Below are 20,182 nucleotides of genomic sequence, written 5' to 3' on the forward strand. Positions count from 1 at the left end.
CCCTTAGCCATCCGGCCCCCATGACCGAGAAGCACCTGCCCAGCCCCGATCAGCACGCCGACATCGTGGTGCGCCAGTTGGAGAAATTCATCCGCGAACAGCGCGGGCCGAAGGGCTTGAACTTCTCGTCTTGGCAATCGATGGCGCGCAAGGAAATCGCCGACGCCATCCGCGCCCATAAGAAGGGCCGCTTCGAGATCGAACGGGTGCGACGGCGCATGGCGGCCGTGGTGTCTGCCTGCTTGGTCACCGTGGGTTTCTGGGCCATGACCATCTTCGTCGACAAGGCTTACGGTGCCGCCGCCGCCATGATCGCCGGAGCCGCCGGGCTGATCCTGGGCGCCATCTTTCTGGAATGGATCATCAGGCGCGCCGTGGCCCAGCATCTGGCCGAATCGAGAGTGTCCGACCTGACGGCCATCGAAAGCCTGGACCGCAAGATCAAACGCCTGAAACGCGACATGGAAAAGAAACTGTCCGACCTGGAGGAAGAGGCGGGGTAAGTACACCCTGAATTCCTTGACCCGCATAATATTTGGGGGTACGAAAATAGATGTGGGCGGGAGTGCAGTCGCCTTGTTCCGGCAGAGATCACCACCCCGTAGGCTTGCGTATCTTGGTTCCTGGAATTGGATCCGGCAGTTGGCTGGACTGAAGGGCCGAGATGCGGATGTGGCGCGAGAAATCAGCATGCGCCAGCAATTGACGCGAAGGGTGGCTAGAACCAGGCGTCAACAAGCCGACACGCTTCTGACAATGAGCTTTCACCAATCGCATGGCTTCTGCGATGTCACTGTCATTCGAAACCACTATGGCGCAATCGTATTTGTCCTGCCATGCGTCATTCAACAAATGAACTGCCAGATTGACGTCCGAACCCTTTTCCTCGGTCTTGATAATTTCGGCATATTTTGGACCGCTGCCAGGATTGGCCAGTGGCGCCTTTACAGTATGGCTGAGGAAGTGGCCGAAGTGGATTTCGACTTCGGGGCGATAGGTTTGCAAGGCTCGCAGGTACACATCTTGGCGTTGAGGCTTAGAGGGATCGGCGAGCGTCGCATTCACTCTGGCAGTGAAATATTTGACGGCGAGAATTTGATGCTGCGGATGAAGAACTGCCTTAAAAAGGGTAGGAAGATCAATCCATTTACAGGCTATTCCCTTAAGGGCCCGGTAATAAAGATTGAAACCATCGACATAGACATATGTCCGCATGTTCTCTCCCCAAAAAAGCAGGGGCCTCCGAAGAGGCCCCGCGCCCTGCGGTCGAAACCACAAGGGGTGTTGTCATGACTATATATATTTCAAGTCAGGCCCGTCAAGAAGCCTTTACCCCACCTCAATCTTCAATCCCGTTCGCAAACTCTCCACCAGGGCCAGGGTGGCGAGAGACGTCTCGAAGGTCTCGGCCTCGTCCACCGGTGCCTTGCCGCCCGCGATCACCGCCTTGGCAAACAACTCGATCTCTCTGCTGTGGCCCTTGTCCTGGCCCAGCGTCTTCGTGGTTTTCGTGCGCCCGCCCTTGGTGACCGAGAGCGATAGGAAATTGTCCAGACATACCGCCATGCCGCCCGCGAAACCCTCGAAACGCTCCTTCGAATAAGCGGAATCGCCCTGGGCGGTATAGCTGAACGAGGCTAGACTGCCATCGGCGAAGGACAGGGTGGCGGCCAATTCATCGGCTCCCTGGCTTGATCCTTGCGCCTGCACGGCCAAGATCGGCGATCCCACCAGGGCGCGCGCCAGATCGACGAAATGGCATCCTTCGCCCACGATGCGCCCTTGCCCTTCGTCGGCCACGTTCAACCAGCTTTCTCGGGGAAGCGCGCCCGCATTGACGCGGATGGTTAAATTCTTGGGACCTTGATGGGTCGCCAGTTCAGCTTTCATCTTCTGGGCCAAGGGGGCGAAGCGGCGATTGAAGCCCACCATCAAGAAGGCGTTCGAAGCAGCCCTGGCTTCGGCGACGCGGGCCAGTTGCTGGGCCGTCACCGCCAGCGGCTTTTCGACCAGCACATGCTTGCCCGCCTGCAAGGCGGCGATCACCAGATCGGCATGGCTGGCGTGGCGCGTTGCGATCAGCACGGCGTTGATGGCGGGGTCGGCCAACAGCTCGGCGCTGTTGGTGGTGCAGACGTCGAAGCCGAACAGCGTCTTCGCATGTTCCGCCGTCATGCCGCGTTGAGTGGCGATGGCGCGCATTTGCACATCCGCCCGTTTCTTGAATTCGGGCAACAAGACCGTGCGGGCGAAACTGCCAGCCCCGATCACACCCAACACGCATTGGCCGCCCGCAGCCCTGGGCGCTGGGAAGGATTTGGGCAGGCTGGTTTCCTGCGCCGCCGCCCTTGGATAATCGAGGACGATGCCGAGATAAGGCTCGGCCCCCGCCATCACCATCGCATAGGCGTCTTCTGCCTGTTCCAGCAAGAAATGATGCGTGGTCAGCAGGCCGACATCCAGCCCATGCGCCATCAAGCGCACGCATTCGGCCAGATTGGCGGTTTCGGTCCAGCGCACGAAGCCTTCGGGATAGGCCATGTTGCGGCCCTCATAGGCTTCGTCATAGCGCCCCGGCCCGTAGGATCGCGACACCGTGACCGACAATTCCTTTTTCATATAATCGGCGAAGGGAAATTCGGTGCCCGTCTTGCCGACCAGCACCACCTTGGCGCGGTCGCGGGCAATTTGCGCCGCCACCTGAAAAGGTTCGCTGGAATCGGTGGCCGCGCAAATCAAGATGCCATCGCATCCCAGCCCCCCCGACAGGGCCGCTACCGTGGCGTCCAGTCCGTCTTCAGCCAAATTCCAAACCGCGTCGGCGCCCATGCGCTTGGCCAGGTCCAGGCGGGCGGGATTGTGGTCGAGGGCCAGCACCCGGCAGCCCGACAATTTCAAAAGCCGCACGGCCAGTTGGCCGATCAGCCCCACGCCCAGCACCGCCACCACATCGCCCAATTGCGCAGACAGATTGCGCATGCCCTGCAGCGCGATGGCCGCCACCGTGCCGTAGCAGGCCTGATCGAAGGGCACCGAATCGGGCACGCTTGCGGCCAGATTGCCGGGCACCAGATCGAACTCGGCGTGATTGGCGATGCCAGCCCCGCACATCGCCACTTTCTGTCCCACCTGGAATCGGCTTTCCAGCCCGGCTCCCACCTCTTCCACGATCCCGGCGGCCGAATAGCCCAGCGGCAAAGGCTCGTCCAACCGGGCCATCACGGCCTTCAAGGTGGCGCCAATGCCGTCGCGCTTGGCTTTGTCCAACACCTTCTTGACAAGATCGGGACGTTCCTTGGCCTTGCCCGCCAGACTTTTCTTGGCAAAATCGACTACCATGCGCTCGGTGCCCGCCGAGATCAGGGAAGCCTGAACGCGAACCAGCAGATGGCCTGCCCGCGCCCTGGGGGCCGGGACGTCCTTAAGGGATAATTTGCCCGTGCGGGCGCTTTGGATGACTTGCTTCATGACAGCGCTTTTAACACCAAATGGCCCAGAACGCCCAGACCGAACAACATAAGAAGGACGCCAGAAACATGGTTGATGCGCGAAATCCAGCTTTCGGGCAGCTTGCCTTTGCTGGCGGCGGCCAGACTGGCCAGGGTAAACCACCACAGGGCCGAACCGAAGAAGACGCCCGCCACCAATTGGCTTACCGCCCGGAAATCGCCCTCCAGCCCGCCCAGGCCAAGGGCCGCGAAAGCTCCCACCGTGCCCGCCACCGTAGCCGGATTGGCGATCGCCACGACAAACGTGCCGGTGAAATCCCTAAGAAACCCCAGAGGCGTCAGGGGCACAGGGTCCATTTTGACCGGGGAACGCCACGTGTAGCCCCCCAGACCCAGCAGGAACAATCCGCCTAGAAGGGCCAAAATCGCCTCATGGCTTTGCAAAAAGCCCGAGACCAGCCCCATGCCCATGGCCCCCATCAGGCCGAAACTGGTATCGGCCAGGGCGGCCCCCAGGCTGGCCAGAAAGGCGGCGATTCGCCCATCGGCCAGGGAACGGCGGATGCACAGAACGCCGACCGGCCCCACCGGGGCGGCCAGGGCGAAACCGACGATCAGGCCCTTGAAAAACAGAAATGAATCCATCCCGGGCTTCCTATCACAAGGATGGCCCTTTTCCCACCCGGCAATCTGCCCATATGATAGAGGAAAGAGAAGAAAGCTGAGGTTGAGCATGAGCGGCGACAAACGCACGGACGACGGACCGGCCACGGGGGTGGTCATCAAGACCAGGCCCAAGACCAAGAAGCCGTCCATGTACAAGGTCTTGATGCTGAACGACGACTACACGCCGATGGAATTCGTCGTGCATGTGCTGGAGCGTTTCTTCGGCAAAAGCCACGAGGAAGCCAACCGCATCATGATGCATGTCCATATGCGCGGCGTGGGGCTTTGCGGCGTCTACACTTACGAAGTCGCCGAAACCAAGGTGACGCAGGTGATGGATCTGGCTCGCCAAAGCCAGCATCCTTTGCAATGCACAATAGAAAAGGAATAGAGCCATGCTGGGGCGCAATCTGGAACTGACCTTGCGCCGCGCGCTGGCGCTGGCCACCGGCTCGCATCACGAATATGTGACGCTTGAACATTTGCTGGTGGCCCTGTGCGAAGACCCCGACGCCATCGCCGTTTTTAAGGCCTGCGGCGTCGATGTCGACCGCTTGAAGCGCGAAACCAGCGCCTTCATCGAGGAAGCGCTGCAAGGCCTGCATGCGCCCGACGGAGAAGACCCCAAGCCCACCGCCGGTTTCCAGCGCGTGATCCAGCGCGCCGCCATTCATGTGCAAAGCTCGGGGCGCGAGGAAGTGACGGGGGCCAATGTCGTGGTCGCCATGTTCTCGGAACGCGAATCGCACGCCGTCTGGTTCCTGCAAAGCCAGGAGATGAGCCGCCTGGACGCGGTCAATTACATTTCGCACGGCATCGCCAAGGCGCCGGGCCAATCGGCCTCGCGCCCGGTCAGCGGCGCCGAAGAAGACGCCACGCCTGAAAAGGTGGTCAAGAAGGGCGAACAGGCGCTGGCCAATTACTGCGTCAATCTGAACAAGAAGGCGCTGGAAGGGCGCATCGACCCCTTGATCGGACGCGACGCCGAAATCGAGCGCACCATCCAAATTTTGTGCCGCCGCACCAAGAACAACCCCCTTTACGTGGGCGATCCGGGCGTGGGCAAGACCGCCATCGCCGAGGGTCTGGCCAGGCGCATCGTGAAAAGCGAAGTGCCCGAAGTGCTGCGCAACGCCACCGTCTACGCGCTGGACATGGGGTCCTTGCTGGCCGGAACCCGCTATCGCGGCGATTTCGAGGAACGCATGAAGGCGGTGATCACCGAGATCGAGGCGACCAAGGGCACCATCTTGTTCATCGACGAAATCCATACGGTGATCGGCGCCGGGGCCACGTCCGGCGGATCGATGGACGCTTCGAATCTGTTAAAGCCCGCCCTGGCCCAGGGAACGCTGCGCTGCATCGGTTCGACCACCTACAAGGAATATCGCAACCACTTCGAAAAGGACCGCGCCCTGGTGCGCCGCTTCCAGAAGATCGACGTGGACGAACCGTCGGTCGAGGACACGGTCAAAATCCTGACCGGCATCAAAAGCTATTACGAAAAGCACCACAAAGTGCGCTACACGCCCGATGCGCTGCGCGCCGCCGTGGAATTGTCGGCCAAATACATCCATGACCGCAAACTGCCCGACAAGGCCATCGACATCATCGACGAAGTGGGTGCTGCGCGCATGCTGCTAAGCGAGAGCAAGCGCAGGAAAACCGTGACCGTGGCCGACATCGAAGGCGTGGTCGCCAAGATCGCGCGCATTCCACCCAAAAGCGTTTCCACCAACGACGCCGAAGTGTTGAAGAATCTGGAACGCGATCTGAAAACCCTGGTCTTCGGCCAGGACAAGGCCATCGAGGCCTTGGCTTCGGCCATCAAACTGGCCCGGGCGGGATTGCGCGAGCCGGAAAAGCCCATCGGCAGTTATCTGTTCGCAGGCCCCACCGGGGTCGGCAAGACCGAAGTGGCCCGCCAGCTTTCCAAGATCATGGGCATCGAACTGACCCGTTTCGACATGTCGGAATATATGGAACGCCATTCGGTGTCGCGCCTGATCGGCGCACCGCCGGGCTATGTCGGCTTCGACCAGGGCGGCTTGCTCACCGACGCCATCGATCAGCATCCGCATTCTGTGCTGCTGCTAGACGAGATCGAGAAGGCGCATCCCGACCTGTTCAACATCCTGCTGCAGGTGATGGACCACGGCAAGTTGACCGACCACAACGGCAAGACCATCGATTTTCGCAATGTCGTGCTGATCATGACCACCAACGCGGGGGCTGCCGATCTGGCCAAGAACGCCATCGGCTTCGAGCGCACGACGCGCGAAGGCGACGACAAGGAAGCCATCGAGCGTCTGTTCACGCCGGAATTCAGGAACCGTTTGGACGCCACCATTACCTTCGCCTCGCTCAGCCCCGAAATCGTGGCCCAGGTGGTCGATAAGTTCGTGATCCAACTGGAAGTTCAGTTGGCCGACCGGCATGTGGTGATCGAACTGTCGGATGAAGCGCGCCAGTGGCTGGCCAAGAAAGGCTTCGACCGCCTGTACGGCGCCCGCCCGCTGGGCCGCGTCATTCAAGAGGAAATCAAGAAACCGCTGGCCGAAGAACTGCTGTTCGGGCGTCTGGCCAATGGCGGCACAGTGCGCATCGAGGTTCAGGACAACAAGCTGACCTTCGCCTATCCCGAGGCCAAGCCGCCAGCGGTCCGCGAAGACAAACTGCCGGTGCCGGTTTAACGCCGGTTCAAGCCAAGCCGGAAGAGACGGTGATATTCGTATCGACCAGCACGGCGGCGCTCTCGCCATAACTGCTGTTGGTGTAGACCGAATAGCTTTCACCGCCCAGCGAAACCGTGCTTTGCGACTGCGACCAACCGAGATCGTTCAAGATGAGCGAATCTCCCGTGTCACCGGCGATAATCAGCGCTTCGCCATAATCCAGTCCGGACAGCAGCCCGTTGGAATCTTCCGCCACGCTCAGCAGATTAGCACCCGTCAGCCTTAAGGTATTGTCGCCGCTGCCGGTAAGGTCGATCTTCTCAAGGTTGCTGAACGAGATGCTGCTGGTGGAGAAATTGAGATCCAGGCTGGCCCCGCTGAACAGCAGCGTGTCGTTGCCGGTTCCGCCATTGATAGTCAAGGCGTCGGACTGATAGATCAGCACATCGTCGCCGGCCTCGCCATACAGCTTGTCGGACCCGCCGCTGCCGGTCAGCGTATCGTTCCCACTGCCGCCATAAAGGACATCGTTGCCGGTTCCGCCGTCAAGGCTGTCATTGCCTGCGCCACCATACATGGTGTCGTTGCCGCCGCCGCCAGACAGCGAATCATCGCCGCCATCGCTGCCGCCGCTTCCGGAAACCGCATCGCCGCTGGACGACAGAACGCCATCCCTGAACGACCAAGTCCACAGACCGGCGATCCCCGTATTGCCTGCGTCGGTTTCAAGATCAATCATGTCGGAACTGTGCGAGGCGGGCAGTTCATAGTTGTTGCTGCCGCCATCGCCATCCGACCAACCAGCACGGGCGATGTTGCTGTAGGTGTAGTTGATGTCTTCATAGCGGAAGACGAGGTCGAAGTCGCCAGCATCGCCCATGTCATAGATTTGCATCTGGAAAGCGTTCAAGGCGTCGGTGCCGTACGAGTAATAGCCGACGTCATCCCAGGTGACGGTGAAAACGCCGTTGGTGGTATCCAGATCGTACCAGACCAAGTTGCTGCCGGTCGAATTGCCGCCTGCGGTCGCCGTCAGCGTGCCGCTGCGCGTATCGACGTCATTGAAGAAGGCCGCGAAAATCGCCGGAAGACTGGCGCTGCTCAGCGGCAGGCTGTTGGGGTTATAGGTGGAATAGGTTTCGCCAAAGGTGACATGACCGTTGGTGTTGACGCCCAGCGACGTATAGCTGGCGCCGAAGTAGGTAATGCCGCTTGCGCCAAAGATCGAGGTGATATTGACCAGCGAATTCGACGAATCATCGCCCCGTTCCAGGCTGTTCTCGCCAAAGCCGCTCGATCCACCCAGGCCATTGACCAGATTTCCATTCGTACCGGTAATAGACGACGAACTGTCGCCATACATGATGTCGTCGCCATCGCCGCCCGAAAGCGAATCATTGCCGAGACCGCCGGTCAACGTATCGTTGCCGCCGTTGCCTTCCAGGGCATCGTTTCCGGACGAGCCGGTGATCTTGTCGGCATAGGCGCTGCCCGTTACCTTCTCGATATTGCTGAGCGTATCCGTGCCCTCGCCGGTCGCCGTGCCGGTTGCCAAGCTGACCGTTACCGCCGCAGCCGCCGAAGCGTAAGTGATGCAGTCGGTGCCGCCACCGCCGTCGATGACGTCGTCACCGGTGCCGCCCGAGAAGGAGTCGTTGCCCAGGCCGCCGGAAAGCGTGTCGTTGCCCGTGCCGCCATACATGCTGTCGGCATAGTCGGAGCCGGTGAAGATTTCGATATTGGCGAACGTATCCAGCCCGATGCTGGTTCCGGCAACGCTGTTGTCGGACAGCGTCAACGTGACGCCCTCGCTCAGGTTAGAGAAACTGAAGGTGTCGGTGCCAGCGCCGCCGTCGAAATAATCGCTGCCGCTGCCGAGGGAGAACGTGTCGTTACCAAGGCCGCCCAGCAATGAAGCTGTTCCAGAGCCACCGGTCATGACGTCGTTATAATCGCTGCCCAGAACGACTTCGATCCCACTCAGGCTGTCCGTTCCCGCCGCGCCGGTCACCGAGCCGTAGCCCAGATTGACTGTCACCGCGCCGCTGGCCGATGCGTAAGTGGCGGTATCCGTCCCGGCGCCGCCATCCAGCAGATCGTTGCCCAAGCCTCCAGCCAACGTATCCGCACCGCCATTGCCATACAGTGTATCGTCGCCTGACGAACCCGTGATGCTGTCGTTAACTCCGGTTCCGCTTACGATCTCGAAATTAGCCAGCGTGTCATTGCCAAAAGCGCCGGTCGCCGTGCCGGTTGACAAGTTGACCGTGACGCCGCTTTCTTGCTGAGAGTCGAAATAGACGGTGTCGGTGCCCGAGCCGCCATCAAGGAACTCGTTGCCCGTGCCGCTGATTAGCGTATCGTTCCCGCCGCCGCCATAAAGCGAATCGGCACTGCTGCTGCCAGTCAGCGTATCGGCATAGTCGCTTCCGATGGCGATTTCGATGCCGCTTAAGCTGTCATTGCCAGCCCCCCCGGTCACCGAACCCGTTTGCAGGCTTAAGGTGATACCGGCTCCCGCAGCCGCGTACGTCGCGATATCCGTTCCGTCTCCGCCGATCAGCGAATCATCGCCGGCCAATCCAGCCAGCGTGTCGTTGCCGCCCAGACCGCTAATAGTATCGTTACCGCCGGTGCCGGTAATCGTGTCGTTGGCACTGGAACCGATCAGGCCGCTGCTGGCCGAAGAAATGGCGTTGGTGAGATTCGTGCCGCTAAAATCGCTGCTTAGGGACGTCAGTGACGTGCTCAGATCGCCCGAGGTGAAGGCATTCTGAATCGCCGAAGTGGCAGAACCCTGCACAACCGTCGCCACATTGGCCAACGAGGTCAATAGATCGGTGCCGCCCGTCGGGTCGGCATTGAAAGCGGTGTTGACCGCCGAAGTCACGTTGGCGATGACCGTGGCAACTGACGCCTTGGCCGTTGCCAAGTTCGCATTTCCGGTCAGAGACAGATTGCTGGCCACCGAATCGATCAGGGTGGAAACATTGGACGAATTCGAGAAATCAACCGACCCGCTCGCTGACGTCGCCTGCGAGGCCAAGGCCTGGAAAATAGCCGCCGTCGCCGCTGCCGCCGTCACGCCGCCAGCGCCCGTCATCAAGGCGCTCATGGTCGTCACCATATTTTGAACCTGAATGGCGGCCTTCATGACCTGGGCCGCTTGCGTCACTTCCGCGCCGCTTCCCGAGGAAGAGGTCGCCACCGGATCGAAACTGTTCAAATCCGGCAAGCTGGTGATTCCCAGCAGGGTCGCAATCTGCGTCTGAGCCGACGCTTCGCTCAAGCCCGAGGCCATCATCGACTGCATCATGGTGGTCAGCGGCGTCACCACCGTCGAACCGGCGGGCGCCTTCAAGGTGCCGACCAAGGGCTGATTGGTGGAAATGTCGGTGCCGCCGAACAAAACGATCGGCACATTGGTGTTGGTGCTAGACAGCGTGTAATTGCCCTGGCTGTCGGTGGTGGTCCAGGTCTCGCCCGCATCCAGACTGCCGTCGTTGTCGGTATCCAGGAACACCGTGGCGCCGGAAATGTAACCGTCAATCGCCTTGCCCGACAGGGAAACCGCTACTGGCGCCGTAACAACCTGCACCACGACAGGAGGGGGTGGCGGCGGCGGCGGAGGGGGAGGAGGTGCCACGACAATGATCGGCTCGGGCGGAGGCGGCGCCGACACAATCACCGGCGGCGGAGGAGGCGGCGGAGGCGGCGGAGGCGCTGCCGTGACCTGGATAACAGGCGGCGGCGCATTGGTCACCACGCTATTGTCGACAACCGGACCCACGACGTTGGAAAAAACTGTTCCCGTCAGAACGCCCGACTGCTGAGCCGCCAAGCCAGCAGCATTCAAGGCTTGCTGGTTGGATGCGCCCTGGCCGACTGCCTGATTGAAAGCCTGCTGGGCCTGCATGGCCGCCTGAACGGCCTGATCGATCGAGGTGCCCTGTTGCAGCGCCTGATTGATCGCCTGCTGGGCCGCCTGGGCGAATCCGCTATTCGGACCTTGCGCGCCGCTGGCCTGTCCAGCCGCGCCGCTTTGGAACACGCCCTCGACCGTGGCCGCCGGTGCGGCTGGGCCTTGCTGGGCTGCCGGACCTTGCCCCTGCTGAGCGCCCGCCGCCCCTGGCTGCGTCGCCGCATCGCCCGGTTGCGCTGGGCCGGTCTGCTGACCGGGAGCGCCTGCCGCCGGTTGCTGCTGGGCGGCCTGATTCAAAATCTGCTGCGCCGAGCCGCTGGCGTTGCCGCTGGACGATGTGTTGGCCGTTTGGTTCAGCGCCTCGCGGAAACTGTTGGCGATCTGCGCCGCACTGACCGTAACCACATTCGAAGGCACGGTGAAGAAGTTGCCGATATGCACGGCGCCGTTGGCGGTATTGTTGGTGACCGTGCCCGCCGCGTTGGTGAGCGTGATTTCGCCGACGCTGCCGCCGGTTTCGGACAACAAGGCCGTCGTCAATCCCGATTCAGGCGTGTAACCGCCCGCCACCATGGTGCCGCGAATGCCGATGGTCGCCACCGGCGTCTTCAGCGAAGCGGCGTCAGGGGCCGATTTGGCGATCTCGCCCGAAACGAACGAGAAAGTGCCCTGCACCAGCGAGAAGGCCGATTTGCCGGTGTGGGTCGAAGCGTCGTAAACCATCTGATCAAGCACCAAGCGGCCATTGCCGCCCAGGGCCAAAGTGGTTCCGTCCATGAAGACAAGGCCGACCGAAGCGCCCTTGGGCGTTTGCAGCACGTCACCTTGGAAAACCGCGTCGCCCTTGTTCAGCACGCCCTTGGTGCCGTCGGCGTGAACAACCGTCACGCTGCCGCTAAGCGTATCCGCCCGCCCGATGGACTGTCCCGCAGCCCCCGCCTTGGCTTGGGCGAAGTCGCCGGGCGCCATGTTGCCCGCCAGCCGCAAGGCCAGATCGCCATCGATGGTGGCGCCGTTGTCGCCGATCAGATTGCTTGGATCATCGCTGGCGAAGTAGTCGCGCACCAGAACGCGCGTGCCGTCCTCGCCGATCAGAATCAGGTCGGGACCCGAGCGTACATATTCCGCCCCCTCGATCAAACCGGCAACGGGCACCGCCACCGGCTGGCCGGGCTTGGCCTCTATTATGATGTAAGGTTGGGCATCTGTCGCTGGCCGGACGTCGTGCGTCTGCAAGAGAGCGCTAAGCGCTGCTCCCTTGTCCGCCACAGTTGGTATCTGTTCCTGGCCCGCAGAAACTGCTCGTGCCATGACACCCTCTTATCCGCTTGGCAGCGCCCTCAAGCTCGCTGCTAATTCTTTGCAAACTTGCATATGATCTTATGCCGCCAATTCCTTCGCGGTTGACCTGCATCAAATATGAGCCGAATGCGACACAATTCAACCACATCTTTTCTGGAGCTATTCATATACGTTTTCAGCGCCTTAAGCTATAAAACAATCCTTACTATAATCAATCGATTAGCAGCGAATTTAGATTATAGATCGATATTTACGCTATGTATGCAAGGCACCTATGCGGGGAATGGCCGCTAAACGCCGTCTAGAAATCGAGCCAACTGGGGGTGGATTCGCATCTCGGCCAGATCGTCGGCATTTGGCAGTTGGGCCTTGTCGCGCTCGACATTGACGAGGCAAAGGAAGCCCAGGGCCTCGCCCTGGCTGGCCTTGAACTGATGCCAGGTCATGGGGGGAATATCGACCAGATCGAGCGGGGCGACGTCGTAAACGGCATCGCCGACCAGGCATTGGCCTTGACCGCGCAGAATGATCACCGCATGGCGATGGTCGTGGCGCTCGAGCGATGAAAAGCCCTGCGGCGCCACTTCGAAATATCGCAATTCGCCCAATAGGTCGGGGGCTTCGAACAGGATCTGGCGCGTCACGTCCTTGAAGGGCACGCCCGCTTCCTGGCGGTAAGCCAGCAGCGAGGTGTCGTCCCAACGGAAATCCTTGAAACGGCGAACCGGCGGATGGGTCATGGGGCGTCCTTTCCTGCGACGGCTGAAACGAAAGCGCTGGATTCTTCAAGCAACCGGTCGCCCGCCATCAAAAGCGCGCCGCCGATCAGCAAGATGACATCCTGACCATAAAAACGCAGCATCTCGGGCACGCGGGCCAGGGTCATGCCGCCCGCGGGCACCGGCAGGGCGGGCTTCATGCCGCCCCACTCCGCCTTGGCGGCATCGACCAGACTTTGGCAGGTTTGCGGGGAATAGCCGAAACGCCCGCCGTGATTGGGATAGACCAGGGCGTCGGCGCCGATCATGCGAAACAATTTGCCCAGCAGCAAAGTTGGTGCGATGCGCGATGCGCCCGCCATGGCGGGATGGGCCAGCACGGGCACCTTCAGATGCAGGGCCACCAGTTCCTGCACCACCGGCAGTCCCATCAGCATGGGCGAAACCATGACCATGCCAACACCCTCGCCCTCGACGACGCGCAACTGCTCGGCCAAGGCTTTCGGCCCACCGGTCAGATGCGGCGCATAAAGCGTTCGGCTGCCAGCCACCGCCTTCTGGCAGGCGGCGACCCTTGATGCGAAGGGCGCGTAGCTTTGGTCGCCCATGCCGTGATCGTCTTTGATGATGTCGATTCCGGCCTTGGCGAAGACAGCGCACAAACGGGCTAGGTCCTGAGGCGCCAGCCCCTGGGGCTTGATGGCGGTCGCGGTCAGGGGGCGATCCCAGGCCTGCAGCTTTTCCCGCAGGCCCGCGACGCCGAAACGCGGCCCGCCATAGTGTTTCAGCAAATCCTCGGGAAAGTCGGCGTCCAGAAGGCGCACATGGTCAAGGATCGAGGAATTGCCGAACAGCATGTTCAGCAATTGGCCAATATCGCGCCCCATGGTTTCAAACGCCAGCCCGATGCGCACCAGAAAGAAGCCGTCGCCGTCGGCCTCGATGCCGTCGACGCGGCCCACCACATCCTTCAGCACGCCGGGGGCGCGGATGGCGGCCAGCGGCATCTCGACGCTTTGTTCGATGGCCAGCGCCTGGGCGCGGGCCTCGATCTCGCAGGCGGGAGATTCCAGACGATATAAAACGGCAATGCGGTCCATAAGGCGGCAATGTGACGATGACAGATGGCTCTTGCAAGGCCATATTACATGAAGCGTCCTGATCCGGGGTATTCATGAGCTTGCATGCCGTACTGGCCGAAGCGATCGTCTTTCTGGTCGCCACCGTTCTGGTGGTGCCGGTTTTCGAACGCCTGAAGGCCAGCCCGCTGGTCGGCTATCTGCTGGCTGGCGTGGTGATCGGCCCGATCGGATTCGGCGTCGTGGCCCATGCCAGCGAGGTCGAGCATCTGGCAGAGCTGGGCATCATGATGCTGATGTTCTCGGTCGGCATGGAACTGACCTTCGAGCGCCTGAAGGTGATGCGCTCGAAAATCCTGCTGCTGGGATTTCTGCAGATTCTGATCACCTCGATGGTTCTGGGCGGCATCGGCTTTCAGGCAGGCCTGAGCTTCGGCGCGGCTCTGGTGGTGGGGGGCGGGCTGGCCCTGTCCTCGACCGCCGTCGTGCTGCAATTGCTGGCCGAGCGTCATGAACTGGCGACGCGCATCGGCCGCGCCGCCATGGCCATCTTGCTGATCCAGGATCTGGCGATCGGCCCGCTTCTGGTGCTAGTGCCCGTGCTTAGCGCCCATGCGGGCACCATGGCGGGCGCTTTGGGCATGGCTTTTCTGAAGGCGGTGGGCGTGTTGGCCTTCATTCTGGTCATGGGGCGTCTGGCCCTGCGCCCGCTGTTCCACATCGTGGCCAGATCCAGAACGGCGGAACTGTTCATCGCCACCATTTTGTTGGTGATGATCGGCACCGGCCTGACCGTCGCCTGGGGCGGCTTGTCGATGGCGCTGGGCGCTTTCGCCGCCGGACTGATGCTGGCCGAAACGGAACACCGCCACCGCATCATGGAAACCATCCAACCCTTCCGCGGTTTGCTGATGGGCCTGTTTTTCATGTCGGTCGGCATGGTGATCGATTTCAAACTTGCTTACGAGCACTTCGGACTGATCGCCACCCTGACCATCGGCATGATGGCGCTGAAGGCCCTGCTGCTTTTGCCCCTGGCCAGATTGGCCGGGTTCAACTGGACGGGAGCGGCCCGCTTAAGCCTAATCTTGTCGCAGGGCAGTGAATTCGCCTTCGTCGTCTTCGGCTTGGCCGAAAGCCTGAAGGTGCTGCCCTCGGCCCAGGCGCAACCCTTGCTGCTGGCCTTGGCCTTCAGCATGGCGCTGACCCCACTGCTGGCCGTTCTGAGCGGCTGGCTGGGTAGAAAGTTCGAACCCTACGAAGCCCCCGGTTTCGACATGCTGGTCAAGGCGGCCCACGGCATGCAGGATCATGTGATCGTGGCAGGCATCGGGCGCGTCGGGCGCGGCGTTGTCGATCGTTTCGTCAAGCGCGGCGTTCCCTATCTGGCGGTCGAAGGCAGGCGTCACCGGGTGGTCGACGCCAAGGCGGCCGGACTGGCGGCCTTTCACGCCGACGCCACAGACCTTGCCGTTCTGGAAGCGGCGGGAATCGCCAAGGCGCAAGCCTTGGTGGTCGCCCTTGGCGATGCCGAAGGGGCCACGCATCTGGTCGCCACCTTGCGCTACCTGTTTCCCAATCTGCGCATTTTGGCGCGCGCCCGCACCGAAGCCCAAGGGCGACAACTGACCCGAGCCGGGGCCGACGAAGTGATCGTGGAACGCCAGGATGCGGGCGATCGATTGGCCAGCGCGGTGGCCGTCAGCGTCGATCTCTGACGAAGACGAGGCTTGCTAGTTTCAATTGAAACCTCGTAGTCTCTCTTATCCGGGTGAGAGGAACCGGCGAATTTGAACAGGAAAATACTTCTCGTCGATGACGAACCGCACATTCTAGACGGTCTGCGGCGTCATTTGAGCAAACGGTTCGAGGTTCATACGGCGCAAAGCGGCGATGAGGCGCTGCTGCTGCTGGATGGCCACGGTCCCTTCGCGGCGATCATCAGCGATCTGCGCATGCCGGGCATGAGCGGCCTTGAATTGCTGGCCGAGATGCGCGCCCGCGCCGCCAAAACCGTTCGCATGGTGCTTTCGGGATCCAACGATTTTGAAACCGCCATCGCCGCCGTCAACGAAGGCGCGATCTTCCGTTTTCTGACCAAGCCCGTCGCCCCGGACGTTCTGACCGAAGCCATCGAAAGCGCTATCATGCGCTACGAAATGGAAAAGCGGGTCCCCGGCAGTTTCGATCCCAGCATCGATCTTCTGCGTGACGTTCGCGCTCTTCATGATGGCTTGCTGGACGGTCAGTTCAGGGTTTTCTTCCAACCCCAATGCGATCTTTCCAGCGGCGGCATCACCGGCGCCGAAGCATTGATCCGCTGGCAGCATCCAAGGAACGGCCTGCTGTTGCCCGGCCAATTTTTCGGCACCGCCGAGGCGGGCGGCTTGATGGGCGAGATCACCAATTGGGTGCTTGAGGCCACCTGTCGGCAGGCGGGAGAATGGAAGCGGGCGGGCATGCCGCCCATCCGGCTGGCCGTGAATGTCAGCGCGCTCGATTTGCAGCGCTCAACCTTCGCCGATCTGGTCCAAGAAACGCTGAACCGTCACGGCCTGACTGCCGACTGGCTGGAAATCGAACTGACCGAAGGGGCTGCCGTCCAGGACATGGACAGCATCCGCGCCATTCTGGAAAAGCTGATCAATATGGGCGTCAAGCTCAGCATCGACGATTTCGGCACCGGCTATGCGTCGCTGGGCTGGCTGCGCCATCTTCCCTTCAGCAAGCTGAAAATCGACCGCAGCTTCATTTCGGAAATCGACAGCAAGCCGGAAGCCTACCGTTTTCTGGAATCGATGGTTCATATGGGAACCGAGTGCAAGATGTCCATTCTGGCCGAAGGCGTCGAAACCCTGCCCCAAATGGACAAGGCGAAACTGGCCGGTTGCGGACTGATGCAGGGCTTCTTCCTGGCCATGCCTTTGCCGGCTGGCGACTTCCCCGGCTGGCTCAAAAAGCACGGCACGCTCTAATTCAGTTCCTTTGCGGCGACAATCTGAATTCGGTCACGTTCTCCGCCTTGGCCAGCGTCTCGACGATTTTCTGGGATTGATCCTCTCGGGCGCCAGCCAACACCAACTGTCCGTCGAAGCGCTGCACGCCGGGGTCCATGGCCAGGGACCATTCGCTGATTTTGTAGCCCAGTCCGTCGGCCAGTTGACGCACCAAGCCTTCGGGCGACGGGGCGTTGCGCGGCGAAGCGACCATCAGATGCAGGACGCGGTGGTGCGGCAGAACGCGTTCCAACATGCGAAAACTGCTCATGACCAAAATGGCGATCAGGGTTGAGGCGATGGCGGCGGCATAGAATCCCACGCCGATCAGCACGCCGATGGCGGTTGTGGCCCACAGCGAGGCGGCGGTGGACAGGCCGCGGATCGAAAATCCGTCGCGCATGATGACGCCAGCCCCCAGAAAACCCATGCCGGTCAGAATGCCTTGAACCACGCGCGTCGGATCGCCGGTCGATGGAGCTTCGATCAGGCCGCCGTACCACAGTCCGGGAAAGGCGTTGATCACCGTCAAGGCAGTCGAAGTCAGGCAGACCAGAACATAGGTGCGCATCCCCGCCGCCCGACCGTGATAGGTGCGTTCGTAGCCCAGAACGATGCCGACAGCAGCCGCCCCCAGCAAGTGCAGGAGAATGATGCCGTTGGCGATCAGTTCCGGTCCCGACCAGTAGGCCATGAGCAGGTCCATGTCACATCCTTGGAAAAGTGCGTTTTGCCGATCCTATCCTCTCTGCCTTGCTTTTGCCATTCTTGGCAGGCAGTGTGACGTCATTGTCCAGCCGCCCAACGAGGCCCGCATGATCCGCCGCCGTTCTTTCCTGACCCTCGGCCTTGCCTTCCTGGCCTCTTCCTGCGCCATGGTCGGCGATGTCGAGCCGCCCATCGTCTCGCTGGCCGACCTCAGGATCGGCCGCATGGGCCTGTTCGAGCAAGAAGCGTTGGTTACCTTGCGGCTTCGCAATCCCAACGATCAGTCCCTGCCGCTGGATGGCGCCAAGTTCAACATCAAGCTGAACGGCGAGCCTTTTGCGCGCGGCGTCAGCAATGAATCGATCACCGTGCCCCGGCTGGGCGACGCCACCATGAAAGCCACGATGGTGATCAGCACCTTCGACGTGCTGAACCAGTTCCTGAATATGGGAAACATCCAGGCGCTGACCTATGAACTGGACGGTACGGCTTTTTACAGCGGGCTTGGACTGATGCGCCGTTCCGCGCCCTTTACCCAGGTTGGCAAATTGAAATTGGGCGGCAACCAATCTGGCAACCAGATCCCCGGCCTGAACGACAAACCCGGCCCCAAGCCGATGGGCGAGATTCTGATGTTGGAACCGCTTTAGGCTTCGATCAGTTCGGCCAGTTGGCCGCCTTCGTCGAACAGAGCGGCAATCAGGACGCCGCCGAAACCGGCTCCGTTGTCCAGCGAGATGGTGAAAGCGTCGGCCCGGGGTCCGGCATGGCTGCGTTCGAAGCCGCGCACCACGAAACGAAACCCTTCGAACGAGCGATCCAGGGCGGAGAAACCGCTTCCACCGCCCCACCAGAAGGCGTCGCCCTGCGCCGCCAGCGGACGGGCGACGTCGATGCCCGCGCTGACGAACAGCAGGCCTGCCGGATTGGTGTAGGCGGCATGCTGAAGCGACGACAGATACTGCGCGTGTCCGTCACGCACGCGCAAGGACTCGCGCAGACCGTTCGTCCAGCGTGTCAAGGCCAGAATCCCCTCGCGCAGCGACTGACGACCGGTGGCAACTGACGATCCATAGGCGGCGACGGTCGAACCGATGCCCTGGGCTTCCATCCAATCCAACACCTGGCCGGGATTGGGCGCCATCTGCAACATCAGCAGCTTTTGCCACATCTCCTCTTGGGCGCCGCGCAGGAAGTGAACGCAAGGTTCCTCGGCTTCGGAAAGCGCCATGACATGGCGGCGCAGCAGCAGCGCTTCTTCCAACGCCAACCCGGAATTGGGGCCAACACCCAGGATATTGCCCAGAAAGACGATTTGATCCGTAGGCTGGAATTTGCCGGCCAAGGCTTGATGCAAGCGGGCCAGCCGCTCGGCTTCGCCATGCACGCTGGCGATGGCCCATATCCGGGTTGCGGATTTCAGCTCGGCAAAGTTTCTGATCTCGGCCATGGCTGTTGGCTTCCCCCCCACCAACAAGGATGACCGCCCCCGCGGTCGTTACGCCGCTTCGAGCAGGCTTTCCAGCCGCTTGGTCGCGGCGGCGGCGTCGATCCGCTCAACGGCGGCCAGTTCGGCCGCCAAACGATCCAGCGCCGCCTCATAAATCTGGCGTTCGCTATAGGATTGATCGGGCTGGCTGGCGCTGCGGTGCAGGTCGCGCACCACCTCGGCGATCGACACCGGATCGCCGGAATTGATCTTGGCTTCGTATTCCTGGGCGCGACGGCTCCACATGGTGCGTTTGACGCGCGCGCGACCGCGCAGCGTGGTCAAAGCGCTTTCCATCACCTTGCGGGTCGAGAGCTTGCGCAGCCCCGACTTCAGGGCCTTGGCGACCGGCACGCGCAGGGTCATGCGGTCCTTTTCGAAGCCGATGACGTAAAGTTGTAACTTGATCCCGGCAATTTCCTGCGTCTCAAGCGCCATCACCCGACCGACGCCATGGGTGGGATACACGACATAGTCGCCGGTGCTGAACGTGTTGCTGCTGGCCATGCTGGTCAACTTCCCTCAAAAAGCCCGAGTTTTCCGGGCACGCTTCATCTCAAGTCCTTGGCCGTTAATGACGACTCCCCTCCCCGCTCCATCAAGGACTGGCGGTTCAAAGCTCGTCTTAGCGTACCAATGGGGCGAAACGCGCCCGACGGTCCGCGCTCATGATAAGGGGCTTTCCTTAGAGAAAGCCCCTATCGGCGCGTGTCGGTATGTGTATATCACGCAATTCGCCTAAAATACAGCGAAAAGCGTAACGAAGCGTTAAGGATCTCAGTAAGCAGCTGATTTATCAGCGTTTTGCCGGATTGGGACTCAGGTCGCCCTTCTTGCCCTTCTTGCCTTTCCAACTGTCGGCGTCCGGAGCAGCCGCAATCTTCTTGGTGATGTTCGGCCATTCCTTGGCATATTTCCCGTTGGCCTCGGCCCATTCGGTACCCTGGGGCTCTGAATCCGGGAAGATCGCCTCGGCCGGGCATTCCGGCTGGCAGACCCCGCAGTCGATGCACTCGTCGGGATTGATGACCAGGAAGTTCTCGCCCTCGTAGAAGCAGTCGACGGGGCAAACCTCGACGCAATCCGTATATTTGCACTTGATGCAGTTCTCTGTGACGACATAGGCCATTGGACTTATCCCGATACAATGGTGACGAGGCAAAGGCGGGTCTAGCAC

Annotated in this window: 16 protein-coding genes; 6 read left to right on the top strand and 10 right to left on the bottom strand. The window is 61.2% G+C overall.

What is annotated here, in order from left to right; genetic code table 11:
• Nucleotides 1-20: 20 nt before the first annotated feature.
• On the top strand, nucleotides 21-503 hold the full coding sequence (locus tag HQL44_13065) for a hypothetical protein (GenBank protein MBF0269510.1): 483 nt from the start codon (nucleotides 21-23) through the stop codon (nucleotides 501-503).
• Nucleotides 504-591: 88 nt separating this feature from the next.
• On the opposite strand, the gene HQL44_13070 is transcribed toward HQL44_13065, so the two are convergent.
• From HQL44_13070 to HQL44_13080, 3 genes are all read right to left on the bottom strand, one after another.
• Complete coding sequence (locus HQL44_13070) at nucleotides 592-1,215, bottom strand: NYN domain-containing protein (GenBank protein ID MBF0269511.1); 624 nt, start codon at nucleotides 1,213-1,215, stop codon at nucleotides 592-594.
• A gap of 114 nt (nucleotides 1,216-1,329) precedes the next feature.
• A complete protein-coding gene (locus HQL44_13075) occupies nucleotides 1,330-3,468 on the bottom strand; it encodes a bi-domain-containing oxidoreductase (GenBank protein ID MBF0269512.1) in 2,139 nt (712 codons plus the stop codon).
• Nucleotides 3,465-4,094 (bottom strand): LysE family transporter, encoded by a 630-nt coding sequence (locus HQL44_13080; protein ID MBF0269513.1) that lies wholly within the window; start codon nucleotides 4,092-4,094, stop codon nucleotides 3,465-3,467. The genes HQL44_13075 and HQL44_13080 overlap by 4 nt, the downstream gene beginning before the upstream one ends.
• 88 nt (nucleotides 4,095-4,182) lie before the next feature.
• Between HQL44_13080 and clpS the strand changes: the two genes are divergently transcribed.
• A complete protein-coding gene (clpS, locus tag HQL44_13085; protein MBF0269514.1) occupies nucleotides 4,183-4,506 on the top strand; it encodes an ATP-dependent Clp protease adapter ClpS in 324 nt (107 codons plus the stop codon).
• 4 nt (nucleotides 4,507-4,510) lie between these two features.
• Nucleotides 4,511-6,808, top strand: coding sequence for an ATP-dependent Clp protease ATP-binding subunit ClpA (gene clpA / locus HQL44_13090; protein MBF0269515.1), 2,298 nt, complete (start codon nucleotides 4,511-4,513; stop codon nucleotides 6,806-6,808).
• A gap of 7 nt (nucleotides 6,809-6,815) precedes the next feature.
• On the opposite strand, the gene HQL44_13095 is transcribed toward clpA, so the two are convergent.
• The 3 genes from HQL44_13095 to HQL44_13105 all read right to left on the bottom strand — a co-directional run bounded on the left by HQL44_13095 (nucleotide 6,816) and on the right by HQL44_13105 (nucleotide 13,833).
• Nucleotides 6,816-12,023: a FecR domain-containing protein gene (locus tag HQL44_13095; GenBank protein MBF0269516.1), complete on the bottom strand. Its 5,208-nt coding sequence runs from the start codon at nucleotides 12,021-12,023 to the stop codon at nucleotides 6,816-6,818.
• A gap of 281 nt (nucleotides 12,024-12,304) precedes the next feature.
• Nucleotides 12,305-12,754: a cupin domain-containing protein gene (locus HQL44_13100; protein ID MBF0269517.1), complete on the bottom strand. Its 450-nt coding sequence runs from the start codon at nucleotides 12,752-12,754 to the stop codon at nucleotides 12,305-12,307.
• Entirely contained in the window at nucleotides 12,751-13,833 is a 1,083-nt protein-coding gene (locus tag HQL44_13105; GenBank protein ID MBF0269518.1) for a ribulose 1,5-bisphosphate carboxylase, read from the bottom strand. Before HQL44_13105 ends, HQL44_13100 begins: the two co-directional genes overlap by 4 nt.
• A gap of 74 nt (nucleotides 13,834-13,907) precedes the next feature.
• Here HQL44_13105 and HQL44_13110 point away from each other — a divergent pair, with 74 nt between their 5' ends.
• Together HQL44_13110 and HQL44_13115 are read left to right on the top strand one after the other, a co-directional pair.
• Nucleotides 13,908-15,530, top strand: a complete 1,623-nt coding sequence (locus HQL44_13110) for a cation:proton antiporter (protein ID MBF0269519.1) — start codon at nucleotides 13,908-13,910, stop codon at nucleotides 15,528-15,530.
• 72 nt (nucleotides 15,531-15,602) lie between these two features.
• Nucleotides 15,603-16,787 (top strand): EAL domain-containing protein, encoded by a 1,185-nt coding sequence (locus tag HQL44_13115; protein MBF0269520.1) that lies wholly within the window; start codon nucleotides 15,603-15,605, stop codon nucleotides 16,785-16,787.
• A 1-nt stretch (nucleotide 16,788) separates the two neighbouring features.
• Here the strand turns inward: HQL44_13115 and HQL44_13120 are convergent, their stop codons facing one another.
• A complete protein-coding gene (locus HQL44_13120) occupies nucleotides 16,789-17,514 on the bottom strand; it encodes an MgtC/SapB family protein (GenBank protein ID MBF0269521.1) in 726 nt (241 codons plus the stop codon).
• 109 nt (nucleotides 17,515-17,623) lie between these two features.
• On the opposite strand from HQL44_13120, the gene HQL44_13125 reads away from it, so the two are divergent.
• Nucleotides 17,624-18,166, top strand: coding sequence for an LEA type 2 family protein (locus tag HQL44_13125; protein MBF0269522.1), 543 nt, complete (start codon nucleotides 17,624-17,626; stop codon nucleotides 18,164-18,166).
• Here the strand turns inward: HQL44_13125 and HQL44_13130 are convergent.
• The 3 genes from HQL44_13130 to HQL44_13140 all read right to left on the bottom strand — a co-directional run bounded on the left by HQL44_13130 (nucleotide 18,163) and on the right by HQL44_13140 (nucleotide 20,134).
• On the bottom strand, nucleotides 18,163-18,966 hold the full coding sequence (locus HQL44_13130) for a hypothetical protein (GenBank protein MBF0269523.1): 804 nt from the start codon (nucleotides 18,964-18,966) through the stop codon (nucleotides 18,163-18,165). The two genes, HQL44_13125 and HQL44_13130, sit on opposite strands and share 4 nt — an antisense overlap.
• Nucleotides 18,967-19,014: 48 nt before the next feature.
• On the bottom strand, nucleotides 19,015-19,512 hold the full coding sequence (locus tag HQL44_13135; protein MBF0269524.1) for a CarD family transcriptional regulator: 498 nt from the start codon (nucleotides 19,510-19,512) through the stop codon (nucleotides 19,015-19,017).
• Between the two features lie 289 nt (nucleotides 19,513-19,801).
• Entirely contained in the window at nucleotides 19,802-20,134 is a 333-nt protein-coding gene (locus tag HQL44_13140; protein MBF0269525.1) for a ferredoxin family protein, read from the bottom strand.
• Between the last annotated feature and the right edge of the window lie 48 nt (nucleotides 20,135-20,182).

It is taken from the genome of Alphaproteobacteria bacterium, from assembly GCA_015231795.1.
GTDB lineage: Bacteria > Pseudomonadota > Alphaproteobacteria > Rhodospirillales > WMHbin7 > WMHbin7.